Below are 25,733 nucleotides of genomic sequence, written 5' to 3' on the forward strand. Positions count from 1 at the left end.
AGAAAGCGGCGATGCCGGTGATGGCGCGGCCCAGGATGAGGGCGTGCACGTCATGGGTGCCCTCATAGGTGTTGACCACCTCCAGGTTGACCAGATGGCGGGCCACGCCGAACTCATCACTGATGCCGTTGCCGCCCATCATGTCGCGCGCCACGCGGGCAATGTCCAGCGCCTTGCCGCAGCTGTTGCGCTTGAGGATGGAGGTGACTTCGACCGAGGCCGTGCCCGCATCCTTCATGCGGCCCAGCTGCAGGCAGCCCTGCAGGCCCAGGCTGATGTCGGTCAGCATGTCGGCCAGCTTTTTCTGGATCAACTGGTTGGCGGCCAGGGGGCGGCCGAACTGGTGGCGGTCCAGTACGTACTGACGGGCGCGCTGGAAGCAATCTTCGGCCGCCCCCAGGGCGCCCCAGGCGATACCATAGCGCGCGCTGTTCAGGCAGGTGAACGGGCCCTTGAGACCGCGCACGTCGGGGAAGGCGTTTTCTTCCGGCACGAACACCTCGTCCATCACGATTTCGCCGGTGATAGAGGCACGCAGGCCCACCTTGCCGTGGATGGCGGGCGCGCTCAAGCCCTTCCAGCCCTTTTCCAGGATGAAGCCGCGAATCGCGCCTTCGTCGTCCTTGGCCCAGACGACAAAGACGTCGGCGATCGGGCTGTTGGTGATCCACATCTTGGCGCCGCTCAGCGAGTAGCCACCGGCCACTTTCTTGGCCCGGGTGATCATGCTGCCCGGGTCAGAGCCGTGATTGGGCTCGGTCAGGCCGAAGCAGCCCACCCATTCGCCGCTGGCGAGTTTGGGCAGGTATTTCTGCTTCTGCGCTTCGGATGCAAACTCATTGATGGGCACCATCACCAGGGAAGACTGCACGCTCATCATGGAGCGGTAGCCGCTATCGACCCGCTCGACCTCGCGGGCCACCAGGCCGTAGCAAACGTAGTTCAGGCCAGAGCCGCCATACTGCTCGGGGATGGTGGCGCCCAGCAGACCGAGCTCGCCCATCTCATTGAAGATGGCGCGATCGGTTTTTTCATGGCGAAAGGCGTCCTGCACACGCGGCAGCAGGCGCTCCTGGCAGTAGGCGTGAGCTGCGTCGCGCACCTGGCGCTCTTCATCGCTGAGTTGCTGGTCCAGCAGGAAGGGGTCGGACCAGGAAAAATGGGGGTTCTTGCTCATGGCTTGCCTCTTTACGAAAAATTGTGATGTCTTCATCATACTTTTGAGGTCTCAAGCCAATCAACCGATTGTTTCTCAGTCTCTTATGAGGTTTTGTATTAATTGGGCAGTGCTGATGCAAAATGAGGCGGTCTGCCCAGCTCTTCCATGAGGCTCCACTTATGCGCCGCAAACTTCCTTCCACCCAGGCCCTGAACTGCTTTGAAGCCGCAGCAAGGCACCGTAGCTTCACACGTGCGGCGCAGGAGCTTGCCCTGACGCAAGGGGCCGTATCACGCCAGGTGGCGGCACTGGAGGACTTTGTCGGGGTGACGCTGTTCAAGCGCAGCCAGCATGGCATGACGCTAACCCCTGCCGGGGAGAATTACGCACGCCAGGTGTCGCGCCAGCTGGACTCCCTGGAGCGCGACACGCTGGACCTGATGGGGCATCAGGGCCAAGGCGACAGCCTGACGCTTGCGGCCGTTCCCACCCTGGCGTCGCGCTGGCTGATTCCGCGCCTTCCGGGCCTGGCACGCGAGCAGCCGCAACTGCAGATTCACATCGAAACGCGCACTCGCCCCTTTCTTTTTAGCGATACGGGGGTTGATGCTGCGCTTTACGCCGGTACGCCAGAGCAGATACGCCAATGGGCGGGCACGCACGCCACGCTGCTTTTCCCAGAGGATGTATTGCCGGTATGCAGCCCAGAGTTACTAGCAGATATGGGCGAGGTGAGCCCTGAGATCTTGGCGGGCATGCCCTTGCTGCAGCAGGCCACGCGTCCAGAGGCCTGGCGAGACTGGTTTGACGCTCAGGGAATCTATGCAACCCGCGCCATGGCAGGCCCCAGGTACGAGCTTTTTTCACTGCAGGCGGCCGCTGCGAGTTGTGGCCTGGGCGTGGCACTGATGCCAACGCTGCTGATTCAAGCCGAATTGGCAAGCGGTGCCCTGGTCGTGGCTTGCCCCAGACCTTTGCGAGGTCAACGCGCTTATTACCTGGTGCAGCCCGACTTGCCGGAGAGAGCTGCGCTGATTTGCTTCAAGGAATGGCTGCTGAGACAACCGCATTAGGTGCGCGGTCTCGCAGACTCGCAACGTTTTTTCACCAAGTGGGAAAAAGCGGCACTGCTGCCCTGAACTTCGAAGGGCTACAGAACTTGGCAGCCTTCAAGGCGAGCCGAATCTCATAAATAAATGGCACACCAAGGTGCCGTTTCGCCAAGCGCTCAAAAACCGGCCATCAATCCTTAACAAACGCTTTCTGGCGCTTGTTCTTGACGGCTGGCAGCAGCACAATTACCAGACGCAGCACAGCAGCGTCTGGCAGATGCGAGCGCGTCACAAAAAACGCCCCAGTCGCCGTGTGCCGGCAGTCAGGCGCGGAGCCGGTTTCCCTCCATCCTGGGCCCAGGAGGATCAGGAAAAGGCCCAGCCGCAAGGGAGCGGTTTCGCCGCCCAGGTTGACGAACTTCTAGCTTTTACGCGGGATGGGCTTCTGTCATGAAAAGCCAAGTCAAAGACATGAAAAGACAAGTGAAACATGGCGCAAAGCCAGATGATTCACTCCTCACTACTGATTAATCCTTAAAGTTTTTTCATCTAGTTCGACCTTCTCAATATTGAAATTTCAACTTGGAGACCCTTCATCATGAACTTCCTTGACGGCCATCTTTATCCTGAGAACCAGCAGCCTCTGATCATCACCGCCGCGCCTTATGCGCCGGGCTGGATTCCTTCAGACTTTCCGGAAGATATCCCCATCACCATGGAAGAGCAGATCCAGAAGGCGGTGGATTGCTACGAGGCCGGCGCCACCGTGCTGCATCTGCACGTGCGTGAAGCCGATGGCAAGGGCAGCAAGCGTCTGTCCATGTTCAACGAGCTGATCGCCGGGGTGCGCAAGGCGGTGCCCGACATGGTGATCCAGGTGGGTGGCTCCATTAGCTTCGCACCTGAAGATGATGGCTCGGCCGCCAAGTGGCTGAGCGACGACACGCGCCACATGCTGGCCGAACTCACGCCGACGCCCGACCAGGTGACGGTCACCGTCAACACGACGCAGATGAACGTGACCGAGCATGCGGGCGAAGATGACTTCCGTGGTGTTTCGCGCGGCTTCCCGCACCTGTACAACACCTACAAGGACATGATCGTGCCCTCGAACCCCAGCTGGGCCGAAGAGCACATCCGCCGCCTGAGCGCCGCAGGCATCCAGAGCGCCTTCCAGTGCTACAACATCAACAGCTTTGAAACGATCGAGCGGATGATTCGCCGTGGCGTCTACAAGGGCCCCGTGGTGATGAACTGGGTGGCCATCAGCGGCGGCATGGACCAGGCAAACATCTACAACCTGGCCAACTTCCTGCGTGCTGCGCCCGATAACGCCGTGATCACGGTGGAGAGCTCGGTGCTCAATGTGTTGCCCATCAACATGATCGGCATGGCACTGGGCCTGCATGTGCGTTGCGGCATTGAAGATGTGCTTTGGAACCAGACCCGTACGGGCAAGGCCAGTTCCGTCGATCAGATCAAGCAGTTGGTGCGTATCGCCGGCGAATTTGGCCGTCCGATTGCGACAGGAAAGCAGGCTCGCGAGATTCTGAAGATTGGTGTCTTCTACGAAACGGCGGATCAGACGCTTCAGGAAAATGGCTTTGCGCCCAATCGCAAGGGCGGCAATCAAGGCTTCCTGCGCAAGCCGGACTGAAGCCTATGGGGGAATTGACATCACGTGCAGGATGTGAACCCCCCATGGACCGGACTCCTGGCACTTCCCGATGCAGGAGTCCGTCATGCCCAATGGGCAAGGGAATTCGGCTTACACGTCACCAGCATTGAAGTCTGGGCGTGGAAAAGTCAGGGTGAAGCCAGGAATGGCAAGCCGCAGATGAATTTTGATAGTTGATACATAACAGGAGACAACATGGCAAAAGTCGTGAAATTCTACGAAACGGGCGCGCCCGAGGTACTTCGTTTTGAGGACGTTGAAGTTGGTGAACCGGGGCCGGGAGAGGTTCGCCTGCGTCATGTGGCCGTGGGCCTGAACTTTGCCGATACCTATTTTCGTAGCGGCATCTATCCGGTTCCGCTGCCCAGCGGCATAGGCAACGAGGCGGCCGGCGTGGTCGAGGCCGTCGGTGCCGGCGTGAGCGATTTTGTGGTCGGTGACCGTGTGACTTACACGGGCTTTACCAACACGCTGGGCGCCTACAGCACGGAGCGGCTGATTTCCACCGCACCGCTGATCAAACTGCCCGAAGGCATCAGCTGCGAGACCGCGGCGGCCATGACCATGCGCGGTTTGTCTGCTTCCTACCTGTGCCGCAGGATTTACCCGTTCCAGGGCGGTGAAACCATCTTGCTGCATGCCGCCGCCGGTGGCGTGGGCCTGATCGTGTCCCAGTGGGCCAAGCTTCTGGGCCTCAATGTGATTGGAACCGTCTCCACCGAGGCCAAGGCCGAAGTGGCACGTGCCCATGGTTGCGACCACATCATCAACTACAGCCATGAAGACGTTGCCAAGCGCGTGCGTGAGATCACCAACGGCGTGGGCGTCTCTGTGGTTTTTGACAGCGTAGGCAAAGACACCTTCATGTCTTCGCTGGACTCGCTCAAGCGCCGCGGTTTGCTGGTGTGCGTGGGCACGGCCTCCGGAAAAATTCCTCCGTTCGACCCTGCCATCCTGGCCCGCAAAGGCTCGGCCTACATCACCCGTCCGGGCTTGGCCGACTACATCGCGGATCCGGCCGAAAAGGCGGAACTGGTCGGTGAGCTATTTGGCCACGTGGCGGCAGGTCGCATCAGCATCGAGATCAATCAGCGCTACGCCCTCGAAGATGCAGTGCAGGCGCATCGTGATCTTGAAGGCCGGAAAACAACCGGCTCATCCATCTTCGTTATTTGAGAATTCCGCTTACTAAGGTGAACTTCCATGATATTTAATTCATTGAAACTGCGAGTCCTGGCGATAGCTGCACTGTCCTTCGTAACGGCGGTAACGCCTGCCATGGCGCAGGAATGGCCTAACCAACCCATACGCTTGATAGTCCCTGCGCCGCCTGGCGGCATCATCGACAATGTGGCTCGTTCGCTGGCTGAACAATTGCGGACCAATCTAGGTCAGCCCGTGTTGGTGGACAACAAGCCAGGTGGCTCGGCCGTCATCGCCGAAAGGGCGCTGATGAGCGTGCCTGCCGATGGATACACCTTGATGGTGGCGCCATCGAGTCTCTTGACCGACTTTCCGCTCAGCGTCAAGACGCCTTTTGACCCGGTCAAGACCTTCACTTACGTCGCTGCAGTCGCCAATATGGTTCATGTTTTGGTGGCGAATCCAAATTTCCCGCCAAACGACGTCAAAGAAGTGAATGAATACGCCAAGCGCAATCCCAAGTCAGTCAGCATAGCGAATGTCAGCGTCGGCACACGTTCGCATTTTCTTGGTGAAATGCTCAAGGAAAAAAGTGGCGATAGCATCTTGGTCGTTCCCTACAAGGGCTCGGCTCCTGCCATGGTTGATTTGATGGGCGGCCAAGTTCAACTGAGCTTCGAGACCGTGACCGGTAGCGTTGTCCAAACGATCAAGAGTGGAAAAATCAAGGGACTCGCCGTCATATCGCCCACGCGCTCCCCGTATCTGCCCAATGTTCCCAGCTTTGGCGAACTGGGCTTGTCTGATTTTGTCCTGGCCGATGCGAGCATCGGGGTCTTTGTGCTGAGCAGCATGTCCAAGCCGCTGACCGATCGTATTCAGCGCGAAGTGGTAAAGGCCGTGCATTCACCAAAATTGCGCGAGATGCTTGCTGCGCAAAGTCTTGATATACCCAAAGATGCTTCCATCGAGGAGCTGCGGCAGAAAATGGCCGTGACCACGGAACAAAATCGAAAAATCATAGAAAAACTCAAGCTCCAGATTAATTCCAATTGAGCCTGGCGCCGGCAATCGAGCGGATAGCTGGCGGGGATTGTCGAGCTATCCGTCCGGCCATCCCCACTGGAAACGCTTTGTATGAACAGGCATGGCCTCCACCAAGGAGATAGTGGGGAGTCAGCCTCTAGCCTCGGCATCTTGACCTCTGGTAAATGCGTTACTCCAGACGGGTTTCGGTGGGGCGGTCAGGCTGGCGATTGCCGGCGATGCGGCTGCAGCACGGCAATGCGGCCGTTGGGATGCGTCGGTAGGCGCTCGAACGCATCTCTGAGCTAGACCCAGGGGCTAGGGCGCAGGTGGTGGTCAACAGCGTTGGCCGGAACGCTTTCATGGCGCAGCTCGATTCATCCAAACGCCGCGGCCTGATCAAGACGGCGCCATCCAAACCACAAATTCCAAGCCGCTTAACGCATGGCTAAAGAAGGTATCAGGAGACAAGCATGACCCCTATCGATATGGACACAAGTCCGCAAGACGGCTACCTCGTCGGCCAAAAGCACGCCTGGTTCGCTTTCGCCATGACCTTCGCGCTCATGATGTTTGACTACATCGACCGGCAGGTAATTGCGTCGCTGTTTCCGCACATCAAGGCGGAATGGCATCTTAGCGACAGGGAGCTGGGTGGGCTGGTGTCCATCATCTCTATTGTGGTGGCGGTTGGCAGCATTCCGGTGGCGTTGCTGGCGGACCGTGTGAGCCGTGTCAAGAGTGTGGCGGTCATGGCCACCATCTGGAGTTTGGCCACCATCTCCTGCATGTTTGCGGGCAGCTACGCCCAGCTGTTTGTGGCGCGGGCCGTGGTGGGTGCGGGCGAGGCCGGATACGGCTCCGTGGGTGCGGCGCTGATCTCCAGCCTGTTTCCCAAGCGTCTGCGTGGCGCCTTGCTGGGCGCCTTCTTTGGCGCGGCCTCGGTAGGCTCGGTGCTGGGTGTGTTACTGGGTGGCGCCATTGCCGCCAAGTGGGGCTGGAAGACCGCCTTTGGTGTGGTGGGCGTGCCCGGACTGGTGTTGGCCTTGCTGTATCTGTTGGTGCGCGATTACAAGACGGTGGCACTGACCCCCAAGCTGGACCAGGTCACCCGTTCGACCAGCGGCACCATCAAGCACATCTGCAGCGCCCTGGCGCGCACCCGCACCCTGCTATGGGTGTGCTTGGGAGGCGCCATGCAACTGATTGTGGTGTCGGCCGTCTGGTCCTGGATGCCCAGTTACCTGAACCGCTTCCATGGTATGACCCCTCATGAGGCCTCCACACAGGCGGCGATTGTGATTCTGGTGAGTGCGGTGGGCAATGTGTTCTGGGGCTATGTGGTGGACCGTATGGGCCTGCGCCGCTCCCGCAACAAGCTGACCTCGCTGGCGGTTTTGTGTGTGATCACCACGCTGGTGTTGGTGGTGGCTTTTTCCGCCACTCAGTCGGGTGCGGCGCAAATCAAGCTGATATTGCTGGGCTGCTTCTTCATGACCTGTACCCTGGGTGCGGCGTCTGGCATCGTGATCGATGTCGTTCACCCCGGCATGCGCTCCACCGGCTCTGCCGTGCTGGCGCTGTTCTCCAATCTGTTGGGCCTGGCCATAGGCCCGATACTGGTCGGTGTGCTGTCCGACATGTGGAACCTGCAGCAGGCCATGCAGGTGGTACCTGTCTTCAGCGTGGTAGCTGCCGTGTTCTTCATAGCCGCCGCGCGCTGCTATGACCGTGATGTAAGCCGCGTCCAGGGCATCCATCTGGATGCTCTTCCAGCCCACGCGACCTGATCTTTCATCTGGTCTTTTACCTGAACTGAAGCGAGATTGAAACGTGAGCCAAGAACTTGTCATTGATGTTTATGTCGACCTGATCTGTCCCTGGTGCCTGATAGGCAAGCGCCATTTGGACCAGGCGCTGGCAGAGCTGGCCCGGACCGATCCTGAGGTGGCGGTGGAGGTGCGCTGGCATTCGGTGCAGTTGCTGCCGGAGCTGCCAGTGCAGGGCAGGGATTTCACCGAGTTTTACATTCAACGCAAGGGCAGTGCACAGGCGGTACGCCAAGGCCAGGAGCGGGTTCAGCAGGCAGCCTTGGCTGCCGGGGCCGAGGTGAATTTCGCCATCATCGCCCGCATGCCCAATACGCTGCTGGCGCATCAGCTGCTGGCGTTTGCCCGTACGCGCCAGACGCCCCCTCAGCATGTGCAATTGCTGGAGCGTTTGCTGGCAGCGCATTTCAGCCGGGGCGAGGATTTGGGCGAGCGCGCCACCTTGTTGGCCATTGCCCAGGACTTTGATCTGCCCTTGGCGGAGTTAAGCCACTGGCTGGAGTCCGGCATGGGCAAGCCTATGCCTTTGGACGTACCCGGCGTGCCCTTCTTTGTATTCAATCAGCGGCTCGCCCTGTCTGGTGCGCAGCCGCCCGAGCTGCTGCTCACTGGCATGCGCGAAGCCCTGGAGGCACCTCTCTCGCTGCGTGCATGAGCGAGCTGGTGCACATACCGCAGCACAAGCTGCCTGCACCGGGCAGCCGTTCCATCGTGCGCGAAGCTGGCCTGTGCCTGGCCTTGTTCCACGTGGACGGCAAGCTCTATGCCATTGATGACTCCTGCCCACACGCCGGCGGCTCGCTGGTGATGGGTCTGCTCGAAGACATGCAGGTGCGCTGCCCGGCTCATGGACTGAAATTTGATATCCGCACCGGGTGCATGCCCTATGGAGGTGGCATGCGCGTGCGCAGCTATCCGGTCACTGTGGTGGATGGGCAGACTTTTGTCAGCCTGCACCAAACTCCCGAATGCAAAACCGGAAGATTAGGGGCATTCTGATCAAGCCCTGCCGGACATCCGGCGCTAATGTTGTCGGCACTCAAACCTGCTGTTCAAGCTGAATTGGCGCCTTGGGCGAGGCTTTGACTCCCTCCCCGGCAGGTTGGCTCCTGGCACCTACCGCCACATGGGCCTTCATGCCGAAATACCATTACTGCTTGCCCTTCTTGCTCTGGAGCATCTAGGGATCCCGGCTCTGGCTGCCGTTCTTGGTGGAGCTGGGGGCGGCGATCAAGGATGCATCCATGATGGTGGCAGCGGTGCGATCTTGTTTCAGGTCAAGGTGGATTGATCAGACCGCTGCCGCACACCAAACGGTTTTCAGACCTCAGGCAAACGGATTTTTCACCGTTTGAGCGGGCTGGATCTCAATGCTTTGCGGCAACTGGCTTTGCGCCTCCAGGGCTTTAAGCACCTGGCCTATCAGCGATTGCAGCTCTTTGGCCAGAGCCAGGCCCGCCAGGTCTTTGGTCAGCACCAGCTCGCCGCTGAGGCTCACGCGGTCGAGCCGATTCTCGAGCTCGAGGCCGCCCAGTCGAATGACGTCGGCTTCGTTCTCGAAGGGCTTGAAATGATGGTGCATGGCGGCTTTCCTATTGGGCTGCTTTGTGGATGGCGTCAAGAATACGCCGGCCGAAATCGCGCAGGGGAAATTCCTCTTCGGGCTGATTCTTGCGCTTCTTGCCGCGCTGGGCGCTGGGCTTGGGCAGCGTCATGCCGGCGTCGCGAATTTTCTGCGGCAGCCCTGGCAGCAGGCTGACACCAATCATCTTTTCCAGATCCGTCACCGTCAGCGCCGAATATTCGCTGGTTTCGTCGTTGGTGATCAGGTAGGCGCCGGCGCGTTGCTGCTTCGGGCTGTAGAGCATTTTCCAGAGATGCGTGGGCACCAGCACATTGCCGATTTTTTGCAGCTCACCGCCTAGGAAGGCCGGCCCGGAGATGACGTAAAGCTCGCCTTCCTTGCTGGCCAGTTGCCGGGTCGCGCCTTCTATGGCGGCCCACACGCCGGCGTTGTTGGCATGAACCTGCGGCACCATGTTGGCCAGGCTGAAGCTTTCGGCCTGGGCGGAACGGCTCGGCATGTCGGCATTGGGGCTCAGGTGGCCGCGGTCATAGCCGGAACGCGCGTAATCGCTGAGCTCGGCGCGCTGGCTGGCGGGCAGCGCGGTTTCGGCATGAAAGGAATCGCGACGCGACAGGGTTTTGGCCGCCTCCAGGTTTTGCCGGGTCAGGTACTCGGCCGAATAAAGCGGGGTGCGGCTGATGCCCGAATGCAGTATGGCAAAGGCCTGAAAGCAGACCTCCTGGGTGCGTGGCTGGAGCTTGGGGTTGGTGATGCTGGGCGACTGACCGGCGGGGAAATGCTGGGGGCAAGCGGTTTTTGACCAGGCTGATGCGCAGACGCATGCAGCCAACGAAACGAAGGCTAGAACTCGAAACATGTGGGAAATGGGGTTGCATGTGCAACCAAGAAAAAGGAGCTGCACTATAGTGCACGCAGCCAGCGCCGAATGCCCTTCAAGCCGCGGGAAGCGATTTTTTATTCTTCTGGCGCAGGGCAATACGCCTACGCATGCGCAGTCTTTAACGGGTGCTGAAGGTCCGGTTTGCGCCAGTCAAGCATAATTAGCACCTTGCGCCTCGCGCATTTCGGTGTAACCCTTCAGGCCAAGGGAACCGTTCAGCATGCCGTGTTTGCCTCGCGCTTCCGGTTTCAGCAAAAAACCACGGCACGCATGACAGATCACTACAGCACCCTTGGGCTCAGCAGCGCAGCGACGCTGGCAGACGTTAAAAAAGCCTTTCGCCAGCAGGCATCCCTCTGGCACCCCGACAAAAATCCGGCTGCGCAAGCGGCAGAGCGTTTTCGGGCGGTGCAAGAGGCTTACGACGTGCTCTCTGATGCCGACAAGCGCCAAGCTTACGACGACAACCGCCGCCGCAACCTGCTCGACAGTCCTATCGATACGGCACGCGAGATCTGGAAAAACTATTTAAAGCCACTGGTGTGATGCCAGTGCGACAACCAAGACCCCAGCCATGAAGACCTCAGCCGAATGACGATTTCTCCCTTTTTCCTCAATTTGCGATCGGCCTACCGGGCTGAAATGGATGACTTGCGGTTTGACTCCGACGGCCGCGATGTGTTGCGCCAGCGGCTGACCGAAAAACGCCGGGAAATCGGCTTTCTCATTCAGATGATGGAACTCAGCCCCGAGATGGTGGCGGTGATTTTTCATCAGGGCTTTGCCTTCAGGCAGCCGGCCGTGATGGATCAGTTGCTCCGCCATGACGTCGATGCCTTTCCGGACTGGCGCAGCGTGGCCGAGGGCATTGATCTGGCGCCCTGGGCGCAGGACCTGGCCCAGGTGGTGCTGGATGCGCCAGGGGGCGAGCGCTTTCTGACGGTGGCTGCGGCGCTGCACTACATGGCTGGCAAGCCCGATGCGCATGCCGGTCATGGCGGGCATGAGGATGCCGACGCCGATGACAACGACAGTGATGATGATTTGGACGAGTTCGATGCCGATGAAGACGGCGACGCGCCGGGCGACGCCCGTGCCCGCAATGAGGCCGGTGCCGACTGGCTGGTGGCACAGGGCTTCGAGCGCAAAGACTGAGTCCCGCAATTGACAGACCGACTAGAAAAGAGACGCCTTGATGAACCACCTTGCCCTGATTGAAAAAACCCAGTCCCTGATTGCTGCCGGCGATATCGTGGCGGCCGAATTTGCCCTGGTCGAGCTGGCTGACACCGAAGGTGATGCGGCGCTGATGGTGGTGTTGGAGCAGCTTCCGCCCAAGGACATCCTGGCTGTGATACGCGAATACGACAACTCCAAGGAGTCGGTGGTCAATCTGCTGGTGACGCCCGAGCAGTTCGCGCGCGCGGTGGTGATTGAAAAGCAATACAAGGACCTGACCCGCACTCACTTGCGGGGCATGGTCAATTCCATCATCTTCAGGGAGGGCGCCGATCCGCTGGAATTCCTGAATGCGATCGGCGACCTGGAAGGCGGCAGCGAAGCCTTGGCCGACTACTTCACCGAGAAATGGGATCGTGTCGAATCCTTTGCCTGCACCGGCACGTTTGACGCGATGCGGGACACCGGCGAGCTGCTGTCCAAGGCCGCGCTGCTGGCTTCGGCCTACGAGAGGCCGCAGATCGAACAGGATGAAATTGCCGACCACGACTGGATGGAGCTGGCCTGGCTGTTGCGCTATCAGTGTCCGGACCTGTTCATCGAAATGCTGACCGTGCTGCGCGCCAAGGCCCGCGCCCACGCCGCCGGACTTGAAGAGGACGAAGACGAAGAGGAAGAGCTGGAAGAAGATGATGGCAAGGTCGAGACCGGCGATACCGATAGAGGCAAGGCCACGCCTGCCGCGCGCGATTCTGACGAGGAATCTGCGATCTGATGCGGCGCTGAGCCTAGATTTCAACCACTGTTCACCATGCCCATGCAAGCTTGCGTCTCGCCCGCTGCCGTTTCGCTCTACGATGCGCGGCCATTTTTTGAAAAAGCGCTGCAGTTCGGCGTGCAAAACGGCATCCTGGATCGCCAGAAACTCGACGCCATCAGCACTGACGCCCCCAAAGGCATGGTGCAGATTGCGCGTTATTTCGGCAACGAGTTTTTGCGCCCGGATCTGGAAAAGGCCAAGGACCGCATCGTCAATCTGGTCAGCCTCTACCTTGAAAGCAGCAGCGGTGGAGACTTGCGGCTAGCCGCCGAGTCGCTGCGCGACCATTCCTTTTTGTCCCGCTCCAAGGGCGGCTCGGACATGCTCAAGGCGCTGCTGGCCTTGCCCGAGAGCAATGGCTTTGACGCCGAGCTTGAGCAGAGCGATCCGGGCGCCCCGGTGAAGGGCCTGGCCGAGTGGTCGCTGAAAAGCCTGGCCGACTACCAGGCCGAGTTGGCCAGACGCCAGCCCATCAAGCAGGAAAAAGACGCCGCCATCTGGCTGGCCGGGCAGCTGGGCCTGGAGCTGGCCGAATTGGAAGACGCCCACACCCATGCCGAAGCGGTGATTCGCACGGCGCTGCTGGTTTTTTCCACCAAGGGCTCGGAATGGCCCGATTGGGTCGAGTTTGAAAAGATGCTGGCCGGGCTGCGCACGAAGAGCCGACCGGCGCCAAACAGCGTCGCTGGCAAAACAGAGAAGGCCGCAAAGACGGGACGTTTTTCCATGGTCGTGCCGGAAAACCTGCCCGATGAATTCAGGGAGGTGGTGCTGGCGCTTCAGCCATCCATCCTTGCCGACCTGGCGCTGCTGCTTGACAGCCCGCTGCCCGCCAGGGCGCTGTTTGCCATGGATGGCGATGAGCAGGCGCCGCCGCTGCTGGGCCGTTATTTCTGGCTGGAAGACCTGGCCAGCGAACTCGATCACCATGAGCGCAGCGTCTCCGCCGCCTGGGACAAGGTCACCGGCGGCAACGGCGACGAAGGCTCGCTCCTGACCCTTCTCGTCTGTGTGGCGGCCGGTGCCGCACCCAAAACCGTGCTGAGCGAAAAAAGCGCCGCCGCTCTGGTGCGCAAGATTCAGAAAGCCGGCGCCAAGCCAGGCTTTGATCCGGCGCTAAGCAGTCAGTACCTACGGGACTGGGCGCCCGCCCATTACCAGGACGACTATCTGCAGCTATGGGCGGACTTTGTGGAAGAGTCGCAGTCCACCTTGCAAAGCGATTCGACTTTTGCACTGCAAGATGCCTTGGCCTTGCTGCGGCGCGAGTGCCATGTGAAGTCGTGAGCCGGTGAAACGCTAAGCCCGATAGTCCCACTGCTGCGCGACAAAGCCGTCAAACGCCGCCAGCAGGGGGGCATAGGTTTGGGCATCTCCCTCCAGCTGGGCCAGCGCGGCGCAGGTCGCCTCCAGGGTAGATAGCTGGTCGGGTTTGTGGGCCTTGCGAATCCGGTAGTGCGAGGCTGGCATGTCCTGCAGCGCCAGCCGTGGCAGCTGTTGCAGCAAGGGGTTGCAGTAGAGCATCTTGCGGCTCTTGCGCCAGGTGCCATCGAGCACGATCAGCCGCAATTGGGACGGCTCGTGCAGCAACCCGGGCGCCAGGGCCGGCGGCGCGGGCAGGCCCAGCGCCTGCTCTTGCGGCGAGTCCGGATACAACAAAATCGTCTGCGCCGGTACCTGCGCCCTGGCCTGTGGCTGCAGGGGCGCGCTGATCAGGGCTTGCAAGATCTCCTCAGTAAATACTTCACCGCAAACCAGGGCGCTGTGCGGCAAGCTCAGGTGCAAGAGCCGCGCCGTGCCCTTGGCCTGCTTGACTTCCAGGGGATGCTGCAACACCACCACCTCTACCTGGTGGGCCACGGGCGTGATCCACTGGCAGATGCAGCTGCTTTGCGGGCGCAGGCAGACGGGGCAGTGCCGGCGTTGAACTGAGCTCGAAGCAGTCATCAGTGTTGGATTAATGGGAGCGTGCTCATGGCTGCCTGGCCGCAGCAAAGCTCAGCTCAAAGCGGGCCAACCCGCCATAGTCGAAACGCACGCGGCGCTGCAGGGGCAGCTCCAGCACGCCGGCATAGGAGCCGGTGATGACGGTTTGCCCGGCCAGCAGGCCCAGGCCGCGCTCGCGCAGAAAGTTGGCCAGCCAGTAAAGCGGCGCGCGCGGCTGGCCGTTCGGGTGGCGCGCCTGAGCCTGCTGGACCGGCTCGCCCTCGATTTGCCAGCTCAGCTCAAAGGCCGGCGCTTCCGTTGCAGCAAGTGCCGGGCCCAGCCACAGGCCGTCGTTGACCAGGCCATCGGCCAGCAGTTCGGGGAAGGGCAGGTCGGCAAGGCTGAGGTAGCGGCTGGCGCAGATTTCCAGGGCGGCGTGTACCGAGCCCACGGCCGCATCCACTTCCTGCTCGCTATAGGCCTGCGCGCGCGCCGGCAGGTCCCGGGCCACCACATAGGCGATTTCCGGCTCGACCTTGACGCTGTCCACGCCAGGCCGGGTCAACACGGCCGCCTGCTGGCTGATGCCGGGGGCGTAAATCGGCGCCACGACCAGCTTGCCGGGGCCGGGCAGGGCGGCTTTCCAGCCGCCTATGGTCAGTGCCAGGCGGCGGCTCACTTCTTGTTGCACCTGCCAGCCGTCTTCTAGATCCACGGGGCGGCAGTTCTCGGGCAAACGCGGCCCGGCCATGGCGTGCTTGCGCCTCACTATTAATTCGATAGCTGCTTGGGCAATATATTCGGACGCTAGAGGCATATTTGATGATAGATTCAGCTGAACAACGGCCTTGGAGAAAGGCGCCAAGGCCTGGGTGAGGCGCTGGGCCTCATAGGTATTTCAGTGTAGTGCGGGCGTCCCGGGCATTACCGGCTTAGTAAAATCAGTCCTGGCCTGCTTTCAAAATCACACAAATATGCACACCTCAGCACTGGTTCTTTTTTCGGGCGGTCAGGACTCGACCACCTGTCTGGCGCAGGCGCTGTCCAAATACGAGCGCGTCGAAACCATCGCCTTTGACTACGGCCAGCGCCACAAGGTGGAGCTGGAATCGCGCCTCAATGTGCTGCGCGAGATCAAAAGCCGGTTTCCGCAATGGGCCAGCCGTATGGGCGAAGACCACCTGCTGGATATGGCCGTGCTGGGCCAGGTCAGCGACACCTCGCTGACACGCGACATGGCTTTCAAAATGGAAAGCTCTGGCCTGCCCAACACCTTTGTGCCCGGGCGCAATCTGTTATTTTTGACGCTGGCCGCGGCCCTGGCCTACCGGCGCGGCCTGCAGGTGCTGGTCACCGGGGTTTGCGAGACGGACTTTTCGGGCTACCCCGATTGCCGCGACGACACCATGAAGGCCATGCAACTGGCGCTGTCGCTGGGCATGGACAAGCGCTTTCTGATCGAAACGCCCTTGATGTGGATTGACAAGGCCGACACCTGGGAGCTGGCCCATGCGCTGGGCGGCGATACCCTGGTCGAGCTGATCATTGAGCACACCCACACCTGCTATCTGGGCGACCGCATTCACCGCCATGCCTGGGGTTATGGCTGCGGTCAATGCCCGGCCTGCGAGCTGCGCGCGCGTGGCCACGATCGCTATGCCGAGCGGCGCCTGTTTGCCACCACCTTCCAGGGGAAATAGGCGGCCAGAAAGGCCGCAGGCGTGGCGACAAGCGTGGGGCAAGGGCCGCAGCGCAGGGCCGCCCCAAGCCAGGCCAGCCCCCTCGGGGGGCAGCGCAGAATGCGTAGCGATAAGCGTGAGGGCTATCTTCGCCGCCGGGCCGCCCCAAGGCGAAGACGCCCCCTCGGGGGGCAGCGCAGTACGCGTAGCGACAAGCGTGGGGGCCTTATTTACTCCGCCCGCATCAAGTCTTCCACCACGCAACGGGTGATCAGCGGCGGCTCCGCGCCTAGGTGAAAGGCCAGTTTGCGTTCGCGCAGTATCACGTCGCTGGTCGTCACACGGTCAAAGCGCCGCAAGTGCTCGGTCCATGACTCGTCCACGATGTGCTCCAGGAAACGTCCGGGCTGATTCACATCGCGCAGCAATTCCCACTCCAGCGCCCCCTGGCGCAGGCGGCTGCGGCGGCTTTCATGCATCAGCGCGCGAAACTCGTCGCTGCGTTTCGGATCAATCAGGTATTCAATCGTGATGATCATGCGGCCCACGCCGGGCGGTGCCTCGACCACCGGTGTTTTGCTATCGCGCGAGGGCGTCAGGTCTTCCTCGGTGCTGAGGCCGGGCACCAGGCGCTGGGCCAGCAGCATGGAGATGCTGCCGCTGACGGCCGCCACCAGCAGGCCGGTGGAGATGCTGCTGAGCGTGGCCACCTGGCCCCACAAGGCGGCGCCCAGAGCGCTGGCACCCATGATGGCCATCTGGTACATCGACATACCGCGGGCGCGCACCCAGTCGGGCAGCGAGAGCTGGGCCGACACGCTGAGCGAGTTGGCGCAGGTAATCCAGGCCATGCCATTGAGCAGCATGGCCGGCACGGCGATATAGGCATTCGGCGCCAGAGCCATGGCGACAGTGGATACCGACTGCAGCATGGTGGCGCGCAGCACCAGCGTGCCCGGCGTCATCATCCGGCGCAGGCGCGGCAGATACATGGCGGCGACAATGGCACCGGCTCCCATGGCGGCCAGCAGCAGGGTGAAGGTGCCGGCACCGCCGCCGTGTAGGCCGCGTGCCACCAGCGGTAGCATGGCCAGCAGGGCGGTTGAGTGCAGGAAAAACAGCGCCACTTGCAGCAGCACCGAGCGCAGCTGGACGGACTGGCGCACATACTGCAAACCCACGCGCATGGCGCTGCCCAGGCGCTCGCGACCCAGCGGGTGGGGCACATGTTCGCGGCGCCAGCGCATCAGGGCAAAGCCCGAAGCCACCGACAGCACGGCATTGAGCACGAAGACCCAGTGGGTGCCGGCGCTGGCAATCAGGGCGCCGGCCGCCAGTGGGCCAACGATGCGCGAGGCATTCATGGCCACGCCGTTCAGCGCCAATGCCGCCGGCAGTTGCACGCGCGGCACCAGCTCGGGAATGATGGCGGAAAATACCGGCCAGCGCATGGCCAGGCCAACGCCGTTGGCAAAAATCAACGCCAGCAGCAGGGGCGGCGTCATGACGTCGGCGATCACGGTGATGCACAGCACGGTAGCCACGCCCGCGACCCAGAACTGAGTCATGATGAAGTAGCGCCTGCGGTCCAGGATGTCGGCCAGCGCACCACTGGGCAGGCCCAGCAGGAACACCGGCAGGGTCGAGGCCGACTGCACCAGCGCCACCCACAGCGGCGAGCTGGTCATGGAGGTCATCATCCAGGCGGCCGCCACGTCGTTCATCCACATGCAGGTGTTGGCAACCAGCCAGGTGCCCCACAACAGGCGAAACGCCGGGTGCTGGATGGGCGCCCAGGCCGACAGGGCGTCGGCCGGCGGCGGCTGGGTGCTGTGTTCTGACATCAGCGGTTGTCCTGTATCTGGCTTTCCTGCAGGTGGAACAGGGCGGGCGAGTTGGGCGGCAGTTTTTCCAGTTCCCAGCGCTTGCCGTGAAACGCCGCCACGGCCGGCCTGTGGGCAATCGACACCAGGCTGCCATGCATGGCCTTGACCTGGGCCAGCAGCTTTTCGTAAAGGGTCTTTTCGGCCGCCTCGTCCAGCGCGCTGGTGGCTTCGTCGGCAAAAATCCAGCTTGGTTTTTTCAGCAGCACCCGGGCAATCGCCAGGCGCTGCTGCTCGCCGCCCGAGAGCTTCTGGGTCCAGGCGTCTTCATCATCGAGCCGGCTGGTCAGCTGCGGCAGCAGTGCCTCCACCAGCGCCTGCTTCAAGGCCTCGTCGCTGTATTGCGCGGCCGGCTGTGGATAGGCCAGTGCATCGCGCAGGCGGCCATCGGGAAAATAGGGGCGCTGCGGAATGAACATGGCGTTGGCCGGCAGCTGGGTCTGGCCTCTGGCGAAGGGCCAGATGCCCGCCAGGGCACGAAACAGCGTGGACTTGCCGCTGCCGGACGGGCCTTTGAGCAGCACGCTCTCGCCCGGGCCGGCCCGCAGCGACACACCGCTCAGCAAGGTCACGCCGGTCGGCAGTTGCAAGGTCAGCTGGTGGGCCGCCAGGGAGTCAATGCCGGCCAGTGGAGTTTCTCTGTTTGCTATTAAATTGCTAGCTGTCTGCGCGCGTCCCTGTTGGGCTACACGCGTAATATTATCTTCAAAACTGGTCAGGCGGTCGGTCGTGGCGCGCCAGGCGGCCAGGCTGCTGTAGTTGTCGACCAGCCAGCTCAGCGAGTCCTGCACGCGGCCAAAGGCCGAGGAGATCTGCATCAGCTCGCCCAGCTGGATGGCGCCGCTGAAAAAGCGCGGCGCCGCCACGATGAAGGGAAAGACCACGGCGGCCTGGCCGAAAAAGCTGGTGAACCAGACCAGATTTTTCTGCTTTTTGATCAGCTTGAGGTAGTTGGCCAGCACGGCGCCAAAGCGGGTATCGAGCTGCGCACGTTCCACGGTTTCGCCCCGGTCCAGCGCAATTGATTCGCTGTATTCGCGCACCCGCACCATGTGATGGCGAAAGTCGGCCTCGTAGCGCTGCTGCTGGTAGTTGAGCTTGATCTGCGGCCGGCCTATGTAGTGCGTGATCAGGCTGCCGACGGCGCAGTAAAGCACCGCCATCCAGACCATAAAGCCCGGAATGCTGTAGCTGCTGCCGCCCAGGCTGAAGGCGAAGACGCCCGAGAGCGACCACAGGATGCCGACAAAGCTCAGCAGCGTGACCACGGCATTCAACAGCCCCATGCTGAGCGAAATGCTGTAGGTGGTGAAGAGGTTGATGTCTTCCTGAATCCGCTGATCCGGGTTGTCGGGCGTGCTGGCGGCGTCTTTGTCGCTGCCGGAAAAGCGCGCCAGCTCCAGCTGGTAAAAGGCATGGTTGGTGAGCCAGCGCTGCAGGTAGTGGCCCGTCATCCAGGCGCGCCAGCGCAACTCCAGCAACTGCGTCAGGTAGAAGCGGTAAACGGCGATCAGGATGAAGGCAAAGGCCAGGTAGGTGAAGCGCCCCAGCTGCGTCCAGAACACCGGCTGATTCTTGTTTTGCAGCGCGTCGTAAAACACCCGGTTCCAGTCGTTGAGCAGCACCAGCATGTAGACCGCTGCCAGGTTGAGCAGCACGATGGCGGCCAGCAGGCCGCGGGCCTTCCATTTTTCCTCGGAATGGAAGTAAGGGGCCGACAGGGCCCAGACCCGGGCACCGAAGTGTCTGAAGTCTCTGAATTTTTGGGCTAGGCGTGAAAGCAGGTTCATGCAGGCGTCTCTTGCTCGATGTTGTTATGAAATCAGTGCTGCGGATTGGCAACGCCGCTGGCCACATGGCCGGACGGCACATGCTGGGCGGCCGAATCGACGTGGCCGGTCTGGTCGTCAAAGAAAAAATCGGGTTCGAACTCCTTCAGGAATTCGCCCTTGGGCAGGCCGCCCAGAAACATGGCTTCATCGACCTCGATGTTCCAGTCCATCAAGGTGCGTATGGCGCGCTCGTGCGCCGGGGCGCTGCGGGCCGTGACCAGCGCGGTGCGTATGCGCATTTGCGGCGTGCCCTCTTGCTGCAGCCGGTGCAGCGCCTTGAGCAGCGGCATGAAGGGGCCGGGCGGCAGCGGCTTGGCCGCCAGCTTGCGCTCATGCTTTTGAAAGGCGTCCAGGCCGTCGCGTTGGAACACTCGCTCGGCCTGGTCGGAGAACAGCACGGCGTCGCCGTCAAAGGCAATGCGCACCTCGTTGGGATAGCTGTTCCTGGCGTGGACAGAGTGCGTGGCGACGGTGGCGGCGGCAAAGCCGGCCACCAGCGCAGAGCGCACGTCTTCGGGGTTGGCCGACAGGAATAGATTGGCCTGCAGGGCGCGCAGGTAGTTGTAGGGCGCTCTGCCCTTGGTGAACACGCCGCGCTCGAGCTTGAGCTTGTTGACATCGGCCGAGCGAAAAACCCGCAGGCCGGACACCGGGTCGTTGCGCGACAGCATCACGACTTCCACCCGCTTCACATCGGTGTTGAAGGCCAGCAGCTTCTTGATCAGCGAAAAGGCCACGCCGGGCTTGGCCGGCAGATCCAGCCGCTCCAGTTGCAGCTTCATGTAGGCGTCGTCCGGGTGGCTGCCTTGTGCCGGGGCTTGCGCCTGCGCGGCTTCATAGACGCGGTTTTCCTCTTCAAAATCGAACAGGGCGCGCGAGGAGATCGCCACCACAAGCTGACCATCGAGATTTGCTGCCATAGGAATGCTTTGACCTTGGTCTGTAATGTGCGGGTTAGCCGATTGGCAAATCCACTGTCTGCCATTGTCCATATTTCGGCGCCTCCAGCGGCCACTGCGCGGCACTGGCGATGTGGCGCTGGCCGCGGCTCAGCAGTTGCACTGCCCGCATCACGCCGGCGTGGGTGATCCACAAGGTGTCGCCAGTCGCAGGCAGCGCATCGAAGGCCCAGGCGATGCGGGCCATGAAGGCGCTGACACTTTCGCCATGCCGGCCCACGGCGTAGTGCGCAAAGTCATCGGTCCAGGCTTGCAGCTCGGACTGTGCAATCGCCTGCCAGGCCAGGCCTTCCCAGCGGCCAAAATCCATTTCTCGCAGGCGGGCGTCGGTTTTATAAGTCAAATCTGGCCTTAGCCCTTGCAGCGCCTGCGCAAGCTGCTCACATCTTTGTAGCGGAGAGCTGACCACATGGAGGCCGTGGGGGAGCTGCGCGGCGAGTTGCAGGGCGCAGGCGGCGGTCGCGCCGGCGTCGGCCGCTACATCGAGTTGGCCGTAGCAAATACCCGCTGCAATCAAGGGCTGAGCGTGACGGACCAGCCAGAGTTTCATGAGCGTTGGGTTTGTGTTGTCACAAACTAACGGCCAGACCCAGGTAAAAAGCGATTTCGCAAACCTGCTGCGTGGCGCCCAGGCAATCGCCGGTAAAGCCTTGCAAGCGGCGCGTGAAAAAGCGCAACATCCACAGCAGCGCCAGCCCGGCAAAACTGCAGGCCACTAATAAATTCATAGCGTCCAGCGCAAGGCTGGCAAGGGCTAGGGCCGAAAAACACCATGAAAAAGCAACCAACAAGCTGGCCAGCGAAATCTGGTCGGCCAGCGGCTTGGATTTGGAGCTGGCGGTGTCGCCCACATGCGGCAGCAGGCGAATCATCAGCAGCGGCAGACCGCGCGAAACGACATGGCCTATCCACAGCGCGGCGCAGACATACCAGCCGTCAAAGGGTGATGCATCCCCGGCGACCGGTGTGCCTTCCACCGTGCCCAGCAAGGCCAGCAGCGCGGTTTTACAGAGCAGCACCAGCACCAGCGCCATGGCGCCAAAGGCCCCCACGCGCGAGTCCTTCATGATGTCCAGCGCACGCTCGCGCTGGTAGCTGCCGCCCAGGCCATCGGCCACGTCGGCCAGGCCGTCTTCATGAAAGCCGCCGGTCAGCAGCACCGTGGCGACAGTGGAGAGCGCGGCGGCCACCAGCGGCGTGAAGGTGCTGTCGGGCAGCAGGGCTTGCAGCAGCGTATAAACCGCCGCCGCCACCGTGCCCACCACCACACCGACGCCGGGAAAGTGGCCGGCGCTGGCGCGCAGCAGCTCGGGGCTGTAGCCGACCCAGTCGGCCAGCCGTCCGGTGATGGGGATGCGGGTGAAGAACTGAACGGCCAGCAGATATTGACGCAGGAACTGGCTGATCGACGTCATGGGGGGTTATTCGCCGGCTTTGGCGCTGATGCCGGCGGATTCGAAGCTGGCCATCTGGTTGAGGAAGTTGGCGGCCGACTGCAGCAGCGGCCAGGCCAGCAGCGCCCCCGTGCCTTCGCCCAGGCGCAAATCAAGTTCCAGCAGCGGCTTGGCCTGCAGCTGCGCCAGCAGCAGGCGATGGCCGGTTTCGGCGGAGCGGTGGCAAAACACCAGGTAGTCGCGCACGGCCGGCACCAGGGCGTGGGCGACCAGCGCGGCGGCGCCGGCGATGAAGCCGTCGACCAGCACGACGCGGCGCTGGCTGGCCGCCTGCAGCATGGCGCCCGCCATCATGGCGATTTCAAAGCCGCCCAGGGCCGCCAGTTCGGCCAGCACATCCAGCGGCTGGCTGGCGGGGTGGCGCGCCAGGGCCAGTTTGAGCACGCCCTGCTTGTGCAGCAGCTGCGGGTCGCTCAGCCCGGTGCCGCGTCCGGTCGCGTCTTCGATGCGCGTGCCGGCCAGCCGCGCCAGCAGCAGCGCCGCCGCCGAGGTGTTGGCAATGCCCATCTCGCCCAGGGCCAGCACATTGCCCGGCAGGGCCTGCACCACCGCCATGCCGGCGCTCAGCGCCGCCTCGGCCTCGGAGCGCGACATGGCCGCTTCATGGCAGAGGTTTTTGGTGCCGTAGGCGATCTTGCGCGGCAGCAGCTGCGGATGCGCCGGCAACTCGGCCGCCACGCCGGCGTCCACCACCTGCAGCGCAAAGCCGTGCTGGCGGGAAAACACATTGATGGCGGCGCCGCCGGCCAGCATGTTGGCCACCATTTGCACCGTCACGGCCTGCGGGTAGGCCGACACGCCTTCGGCGGCAATGCCGTGGTCGGCGGCGAACACCAGCATTTGCGGCGCATGCAGCGCAGGCGATTCGCTGCGCTGGATCAGGCCCAGCTGCAGCGCCAGGTCTTCCAGCGCCCCCAGCGCGCCCAGCGGTTTGGTTTTGTGGTCTATCTTGTGCTGCAGCCTGGCCGCCAGCGCGGCATCGTTGGTGGGCTCAATCGGGGGCAGGCGAAAGGGCGTTTTTTCGTTCATCGGTGATTTGTTTCAGGCAGGCGGGGCAATAGCAGGAGGCGGCTGCCGCGCCGTCCTGGCTTGGCGCGGGCGGCTTGCGGGCTTCCGGCACCGGCATCACATGCGGCAGTTGCATGCACCAGCATTCGGCGTCGCCCGCCACCATGCCGCAGCGCAGGCCGGCGCCGCAACGCGGGCAGACCGAGGTGTTGGGCAGGGTGGGCGCTGGCGAGGTCATGACGATGGCTTTAGCTTTTCAGAAACAGCCGGTACACCGGATTGTCGGTTTCTTCCACGTGGGGGTAGCCCAGAGTGTCCAGAAAGGCCTTGAAGGCCTTGTTGTCGGCCTTGGGCACTTGCAGGCCGACCAGAATCCGGCCGTAGTCGGCGCCCTGGTTGCGGTAGTGAAACAGCGAGATGTTCCAGCCTGGCCGCATGCTGGACAAAAACTTCATCAGCGCGCCGGGACGCTCGGGAAAGACAAAGCGCAGCAGGCGCTCATCTTTGGACAGCGCGCTGTGGCCGCCCACCATGTGGCGGATATGTTCCTTGGCCAGTTCGTCGTGCGTGAGGTCCAGCGCCTTGAAGCCGTGGCGTGAAAAATTGGCCGCAATCCGGGTGCTTTCGCCCCTGGCCGAGGTGGTCAGGCCGACAAACACATGAGCTTGGGCCGCGTCATTGATGCGGTAATTGAACTCGGTGACGCTGCGCGGGCCGCCGGGCAACTCGCCAATCACCTCGCAAAAGCGCCGGAAGCTGCCGCGTTCCTCAGGAATCGTCACCGCGAACAGCGCTTCGCGCTCCTCGCCCACTTCGGCGCGCTCGGCGACAAAGCGCAGGCGGTCGAAGTTCATGTTGGCGCCGCACAAGATCGCGGCATAGGTTTCGCCCTTGGTCTTGTGCGTGGCGACGTATTGCTTGATGGCGGCCACGGCCAGCGCGCCGGCCGGCTCGACAATGCTGCGGGTGTCGACGAACACATCCTTGATGGCGGCGCAGACGGCGTCGGTATCGACGGTGATGAAGTCGTCCACCAGGTCACGGCTGATGCGGAAGGTTTCCTCGCCCACCAGCTTGACCGCCGTGCCGTCCGAGAACAGGCCCACGTCGTTGAGGGCAACGCGTTTTTTCGCGCTCACCGACTGCATCATGGCGTCGGAATCGTTCATCTGTACGCCTATGACCTTGACCTCGGGTCTTACCGCCTTGATGTAATTGGCCACGCCGGAAATCAGCCCGCCGCCGCCTATGGCGACAAATACCGCATCGAGCCGGTTGGAACCCAGGGTTTGCAGCTGGCGCAGGATTTCCATGGCAATCGTGCCCTGGCCGGCAATCACGTCCGGGTCGTCAAAGGGGTGGACAAAGGTCAGGCCGCGTTTTTTCTCCAGCTGTACGGAATGCGCATAGGCGTCCGAGTAGCTGTCGCCGTGCAGCACGACCTCGGCGCCCCAGCCTTTGACGGCGTCTATCTTGAGCTGCGGCGTGGTGGTGGGCATGACCACCACGGCACGCGTGCCCAGTTTTTGTGCGCTCATGGCCACGCCCTGGGCGTGGTTGCCGGCCGAGGCGCAAATCACGCCCTTCTTAAGTTGCGCCGGGCTCAGGTGCGCCATCTTGTTGTAGGCGCCGCGCAGCTTGAAGCTGAACACCGGCTGCTGGTCTTCGCGCTTGAGCAGCACCGTGTTGTTCAGGCGCTGGCCCAGGTTTTTTGCCGGCTCCAGCGCCGACTCCACGGCCACGTCGTAGACGCGTGCCGTCAGGATTTTTTTCAGGTAGTCAGCGGGTGTGAGCTTCTTGGGAGCGGGTTTCCCGGCCGGCTTGGCGGAGGAAGATGAGGGGCTGGCAGAAGGTTTTGTCTTGGATGGCATGTTTTTTCTCGCAGCCGGACATCATAGCGGGCAAGAAAAAAGGCCCAGACCTTGCGGTCTGGGCCTGTAAATCCACCCTTTGAGGAGGTGGAGGAGACAACCAGTGCAAAAATACGAAAAATCAGTATTGATGCGATGGTGTAATTATAGAGGAGTGATGTTGCGCCGCAGCATATGTGTGCAGCGAAAATGTCACGTTTTCCGACTTTTAACCATGAATATTTTGCATAAGGAGTGACGGTAATGGAATGCACAGTGAGCTGGACAGGGAACAAGGCCGCCACCGGGTCGAGCTCCGGCATGACTTTTCTGGCTGAAACCGGCAGTGGCCACACCCTGGTGATGGATGGCGCGCCCGATGCCGACAAGCCGGAAAACGGCGGCGCGAATCTGGCACCGCGTCCCATGGAAACCGTGCTGGCGGGCACTGGTGGCTGCACCGCTTATGACGTGGTGTTGATTCTCAAGCGCGGACGCCACGATGTGCGCGGCTGCTCGGTCAAGCTCAGCTCTGAAAGGGCGAGCACCGAGCCCAAGGTGTTCACCAAGATTCACATGCACTTCGTGGTCACCGGGCACGGCCTGACGGCCAGTGCTGTGGAGCGCGCCATTGCCATGAGCCACGACAAATATTGCTCGGCCACCATCATGCTGGCCAAGACGGCAGACATCACCACCAGCTTCGAACTCATCGAAGTTTGAAGCTGTTTTGGCCTCTGGCGCCCGTCTGACGGGCGCTGCCAGCTATTTAAATAGTAGCAATGGCG

26 protein-coding genes and 1 pseudogene are annotated in these 25,733 nt (G+C 61.9%); 13 read left to right on the forward strand and 14 right to left on the reverse strand.

Translation table 11 applies throughout. From position 1 onward, the window contains the following. On the reverse strand, positions 1-1,177 hold a 1,177-nt coding region (locus tag BM160_RS08010), incomplete at its 3' end, for an acyl-CoA dehydrogenase (RefSeq protein WP_092003225.1). Positions 1,178-1,338: 161 nt separating this feature from the next. On the opposite strand from BM160_RS08010, the gene BM160_RS08015 reads away from it, so the two are divergent. The 7 genes from BM160_RS08015 to BM160_RS08045 all read left to right on the forward strand — a co-directional run bounded on the left by BM160_RS08015 (position 1,339) and on the right by BM160_RS08045 (position 8,886). After that, positions 1,339-2,232 (forward strand): LysR substrate-binding domain-containing protein, encoded by an 894-nt coding sequence (locus tag BM160_RS08015; protein ID WP_092003228.1) that lies wholly within the window; start codon positions 1,339-1,341, stop codon positions 2,230-2,232. A gap of 577 nt (positions 2,233-2,809) precedes the next feature. Next, positions 2,810-3,868: a beta-keto acid cleavage family enzyme gene (locus tag BM160_RS08020; RefSeq protein ID WP_092003231.1), complete on the forward strand. Its 1,059-nt coding sequence runs from the start codon at positions 2,810-2,812 to the stop codon at positions 3,866-3,868. Positions 3,869-4,084: 216 nt separating this feature from the next. After that, positions 4,085-5,065: a quinone oxidoreductase family protein gene (locus BM160_RS08025; protein ID WP_092003234.1), complete on the forward strand. Its 981-nt coding sequence runs from the start codon at positions 4,085-4,087 to the stop codon at positions 5,063-5,065. A gap of 27 nt (positions 5,066-5,092) precedes the next feature. Next, positions 5,093-6,088 (forward strand): Bug family tripartite tricarboxylate transporter substrate binding protein, encoded by a 996-nt coding sequence (locus tag BM160_RS08030; RefSeq protein WP_092003237.1) that lies wholly within the window; start codon positions 5,093-5,095, stop codon positions 6,086-6,088. Between the two features lie 443 nt (positions 6,089-6,531). Next, positions 6,532-7,848, forward strand: coding sequence for an MFS transporter (locus BM160_RS08035; protein ID WP_092003240.1), 1,317 nt, complete (start codon positions 6,532-6,534; stop codon positions 7,846-7,848). Positions 7,849-7,891: 43 nt separating this feature from the next. Further along, on the forward strand, positions 7,892-8,542 hold the full coding sequence (locus BM160_RS08040) for a DsbA family oxidoreductase (RefSeq protein WP_092003243.1): 651 nt from the start codon (positions 7,892-7,894) through the stop codon (positions 8,540-8,542). Beyond that, positions 8,539-8,886, forward strand: a complete 348-nt coding sequence (locus BM160_RS08045) for a Rieske (2Fe-2S) protein (protein WP_092003246.1) — start codon at positions 8,539-8,541, stop codon at positions 8,884-8,886. The genes BM160_RS08040 and BM160_RS08045 overlap by 4 nt, the downstream gene beginning before the upstream one ends. 154 nt (positions 8,887-9,040) lie before the next feature. Here BM160_RS08045 and BM160_RS22180 read toward each other — a convergent pair. From BM160_RS22180 to BM160_RS08055, 3 genes and pseudogenes are all read right to left on the reverse strand, one after another. After that, a pseudogene (locus BM160_RS22180) lies at positions 9,041-9,145 on the reverse strand (IS5/IS1182 family transposase); the annotation flags it as partial. A 69-nt stretch (positions 9,146-9,214) separates the two neighbouring features. Next, the gene (locus BM160_RS08050) at positions 9,215-9,469 is read right to left on the reverse strand and encodes a hypothetical protein (protein ID WP_092003249.1); all 255 of its coding nucleotides are present in this window, start codon (positions 9,467-9,469) and stop codon (positions 9,215-9,217) included. 10 nt (positions 9,470-9,479) lie between these two features. Further along, positions 9,480-10,331 (reverse strand): DNA/RNA non-specific endonuclease, encoded by an 852-nt coding sequence (locus BM160_RS08055; RefSeq protein WP_092003252.1) that lies wholly within the window; start codon positions 10,329-10,331, stop codon positions 9,480-9,482. Between the two features lie 294 nt (positions 10,332-10,625). On the opposite strand from BM160_RS08055, the gene BM160_RS08060 reads away from it, so the two are divergent. Genes BM160_RS08060 through BM160_RS08075 form a run of 4 tightly spaced genes read left to right on the forward strand, consistent with a single transcriptional unit; the run spans position 10,626 to position 13,641 of the window. Then, entirely contained in the window at positions 10,626-10,901 is a 276-nt protein-coding gene (locus BM160_RS08060) for a DnaJ domain-containing protein (protein ID WP_092003671.1), read from the forward strand. Between the two features lie 45 nt (positions 10,902-10,946). After that, positions 10,947-11,510: a hypothetical protein gene (locus BM160_RS08065; protein WP_092003254.1), complete on the forward strand. Its 564-nt coding sequence runs from the start codon at positions 10,947-10,949 to the stop codon at positions 11,508-11,510. A gap of 40 nt (positions 11,511-11,550) precedes the next feature. Further along, positions 11,551-12,309 carry a hypothetical protein gene (locus BM160_RS08070; RefSeq protein ID WP_177218953.1) on the forward strand — a complete coding sequence of 253 codons (759 nt, stop codon included), beginning with the start codon at positions 11,551-11,553 and terminating at the stop codon, positions 12,307-12,309. Positions 12,310-12,345: 36 nt separating this feature from the next. Beyond that, positions 12,346-13,641, forward strand: a complete 1,296-nt coding sequence (locus BM160_RS08075; protein WP_092003260.1) for a hypothetical protein — start codon at positions 12,346-12,348, stop codon at positions 13,639-13,641. Positions 13,642-13,653: 12 nt separating this feature from the next. Here BM160_RS08075 and BM160_RS08080 read toward each other — a convergent pair whose 3' ends face one another. Both BM160_RS08080 and BM160_RS08085 read right to left on the reverse strand, forming a co-directional pair. After that, entirely contained in the window at positions 13,654-14,301 is a 648-nt protein-coding gene (locus tag BM160_RS08080; RefSeq protein WP_092003263.1) for a tRNA-uridine aminocarboxypropyltransferase, read from the reverse strand. Between the two features lie 25 nt (positions 14,302-14,326). Continuing rightward, positions 14,327-14,995, reverse strand: coding sequence for a fumarylacetoacetate hydrolase family protein (locus BM160_RS08085; RefSeq protein WP_177218954.1), 669 nt, complete (start codon positions 14,993-14,995; stop codon positions 14,327-14,329). 259 nt (positions 14,996-15,254) lie between these two features. On the opposite strand from BM160_RS08085, the gene queC reads away from it, so the two are divergent. Beyond that, the gene (gene queC / locus BM160_RS08090) at positions 15,255-15,980 is read left to right on the forward strand and encodes a 7-cyano-7-deazaguanine synthase QueC (RefSeq protein WP_092003269.1); all 726 of its coding nucleotides are present in this window, start codon (positions 15,255-15,257) and stop codon (positions 15,978-15,980) included. 209 nt (positions 15,981-16,189) lie between these two features. On the opposite strand, the gene BM160_RS08095 is transcribed toward queC, so the two are convergent. From BM160_RS08095 to ilvA, 8 genes are read right to left on the reverse strand one after another with little or no spacing between them, the layout of a single operon-like run. Beyond that, on the reverse strand, positions 16,190-17,803 hold the full coding sequence (locus BM160_RS08095; protein WP_092003272.1) for an MFS transporter: 1,614 nt from the start codon (positions 17,801-17,803) through the stop codon (positions 16,190-16,192). After that, positions 17,803-19,632 (reverse strand): ABC transporter ATP-binding protein/permease, encoded by a 1,830-nt coding sequence (locus BM160_RS08100; RefSeq protein ID WP_092003274.1) that lies wholly within the window; start codon positions 19,630-19,632, stop codon positions 17,803-17,805. The genes BM160_RS08095 and BM160_RS08100 overlap by 1 nt, the downstream gene beginning before the upstream one ends. A gap of 32 nt (positions 19,633-19,664) precedes the next feature. Beyond that, entirely contained in the window at positions 19,665-20,594 is a 930-nt protein-coding gene (locus BM160_RS08105) for a 5'-nucleotidase (protein WP_092003277.1), read from the reverse strand. A gap of 34 nt (positions 20,595-20,628) precedes the next feature. Next, a complete protein-coding gene (locus BM160_RS08110; protein ID WP_092003280.1) occupies positions 20,629-21,183 on the reverse strand; it encodes a histidine phosphatase family protein in 555 nt (184 codons plus the stop codon). A gap of 19 nt (positions 21,184-21,202) precedes the next feature. Continuing rightward, a complete protein-coding gene (locus BM160_RS08115; protein WP_092003282.1) occupies positions 21,203-22,048 on the reverse strand; it encodes an adenosylcobinamide-GDP ribazoletransferase in 846 nt (281 codons plus the stop codon). Between the two features lie 6 nt (positions 22,049-22,054). Further along, positions 22,055-23,116, reverse strand: coding sequence for a nicotinate-nucleotide--dimethylbenzimidazole phosphoribosyltransferase (gene cobT, locus BM160_RS08120; RefSeq protein ID WP_092003285.1), 1,062 nt, complete (start codon positions 23,114-23,116; stop codon positions 22,055-22,057). Then, positions 23,079-23,333 carry a cysteine-rich CWC family protein gene (locus BM160_RS08125; RefSeq protein ID WP_092003288.1) on the reverse strand — a complete coding sequence of 85 codons (255 nt, stop codon included), beginning with the start codon at positions 23,331-23,333 and terminating at the stop codon, positions 23,079-23,081. The genes cobT and BM160_RS08125 overlap by 38 nt, the downstream gene beginning before the upstream one ends. A gap of 10 nt (positions 23,334-23,343) precedes the next feature. Continuing rightward, a complete protein-coding gene (ilvA, locus tag BM160_RS08130; protein ID WP_092003291.1) occupies positions 23,344-24,966 on the reverse strand; it encodes a threonine ammonia-lyase, biosynthetic in 1,623 nt (540 codons plus the stop codon). 243 nt (positions 24,967-25,209) lie between these two features. Here ilvA and BM160_RS08135 point away from each other — a divergent pair, with 243 nt between their 5' ends. Continuing rightward, a complete protein-coding gene (locus BM160_RS08135; protein WP_092003293.1) occupies positions 25,210-25,668 on the forward strand; it encodes an OsmC family protein in 459 nt (152 codons plus the stop codon). Positions 25,669-25,733 lie beyond the last annotated feature (65 nt).

This window comes from Polaromonas sp. OV174, assembly GCF_900112285.1.
Classification (GTDB): domain Bacteria; phylum Pseudomonadota; class Gammaproteobacteria; order Burkholderiales; family Burkholderiaceae_C; genus Polaromonas.

Coding starts and splice junctions, on each gene's coding strand:
- BM160_RS08035 (WP_092003240.1), top strand. CDS start 6,532: ATGACCCCTATCGATATGGACACAAGTCCGCAAGACGGCTACCTCGTC.
- BM160_RS08080 (WP_092003263.1), bottom strand. CDS start 14,301: ATGACTGCTTCGAGCTCAGTTCAACGCCGGCACTGCCCCGTCTGCCTG.
- ilvA (WP_092003291.1), bottom strand. CDS start 24,966: ATGCCATCCAAGACAAAACCTTCTGCCAGCCCCTCATCTTCCTCCGCC.
- BM160_RS08045 (WP_092003246.1), top strand. CDS start 8,539: ATGAGCGAGCTGGTGCACATACCGCAGCACAAGCTGCCTGCACCGGGC.
- BM160_RS08105 (WP_092003277.1), bottom strand. CDS start 20,594: ATGGCAGCAAATCTCGATGGTCAGCTTGTGGTGGCGATCTCCTCGCGC.
- BM160_RS08075 (WP_092003260.1), top strand. CDS start 12,346: ATGCCCATGCAAGCTTGCGTCTCGCCCGCTGCCGTTTCGCTCTACGAT.
- cobT (WP_092003285.1), bottom strand. CDS start 23,116: ATGAACGAAAAAACGCCCTTTCGCCTGCCCCCGATTGAGCCCACCAAC.
- BM160_RS08125 (WP_092003288.1), bottom strand. CDS start 23,333: ATGACCTCGCCAGCGCCCACCCTGCCCAACACCTCGGTCTGCCCGCGT.
- queC (WP_092003269.1), top strand. CDS start 15,255: ATGCACACCTCAGCACTGGTTCTTTTTTCGGGCGGTCAGGACTCGACC.
- BM160_RS08030 (WP_092003237.1), top strand. CDS start 5,093: ATGATATTTAATTCATTGAAACTGCGAGTCCTGGCGATAGCTGCACTG.
- BM160_RS08025 (WP_092003234.1), top strand. CDS start 4,085: ATGGCAAAAGTCGTGAAATTCTACGAAACGGGCGCGCCCGAGGTACTT.
- BM160_RS08060 (WP_092003671.1), top strand. CDS start 10,626: ATGACAGATCACTACAGCACCCTTGGGCTCAGCAGCGCAGCGACGCTG.
- BM160_RS08065 (WP_092003254.1), top strand. CDS start 10,947: ATGACGATTTCTCCCTTTTTCCTCAATTTGCGATCGGCCTACCGGGCT.
- BM160_RS08115 (WP_092003282.1), bottom strand. CDS start 22,048: ATGACGTCGATCAGCCAGTTCCTGCGTCAATATCTGCTGGCCGTTCAG.
- BM160_RS08050 (WP_092003249.1), bottom strand. CDS start 9,469: ATGCACCATCATTTCAAGCCCTTCGAGAACGAAGCCGACGTCATTCGA.
- BM160_RS08070 (WP_177218953.1), top strand. CDS start 11,551: ATGAACCACCTTGCCCTGATTGAAAAAACCCAGTCCCTGATTGCTGCC.
- BM160_RS08055 (WP_092003252.1), bottom strand. CDS start 10,331: ATGTTTCGAGTTCTAGCCTTCGTTTCGTTGGCTGCATGCGTCTGCGCA.
- BM160_RS08100 (WP_092003274.1), bottom strand. CDS start 19,632: ATGAACCTGCTTTCACGCCTAGCCCAAAAATTCAGAGACTTCAGACAC.
- BM160_RS08110 (WP_092003280.1), bottom strand. CDS start 21,183: ATGAAACTCTGGCTGGTCCGTCACGCTCAGCCCTTGATTGCAGCGGGT.
- BM160_RS08095 (WP_092003272.1), bottom strand. CDS start 17,803: ATGTCAGAACACAGCACCCAGCCGCCGCCGGCCGACGCCCTGTCGGCC.
- BM160_RS08015 (WP_092003228.1), top strand. CDS start 1,339: ATGCGCCGCAAACTTCCTTCCACCCAGGCCCTGAACTGCTTTGAAGCC.
- BM160_RS08020 (WP_092003231.1), top strand. CDS start 2,810: ATGAACTTCCTTGACGGCCATCTTTATCCTGAGAACCAGCAGCCTCTG.
- BM160_RS08135 (WP_092003293.1), top strand. CDS start 25,210: ATGGAATGCACAGTGAGCTGGACAGGGAACAAGGCCGCCACCGGGTCG.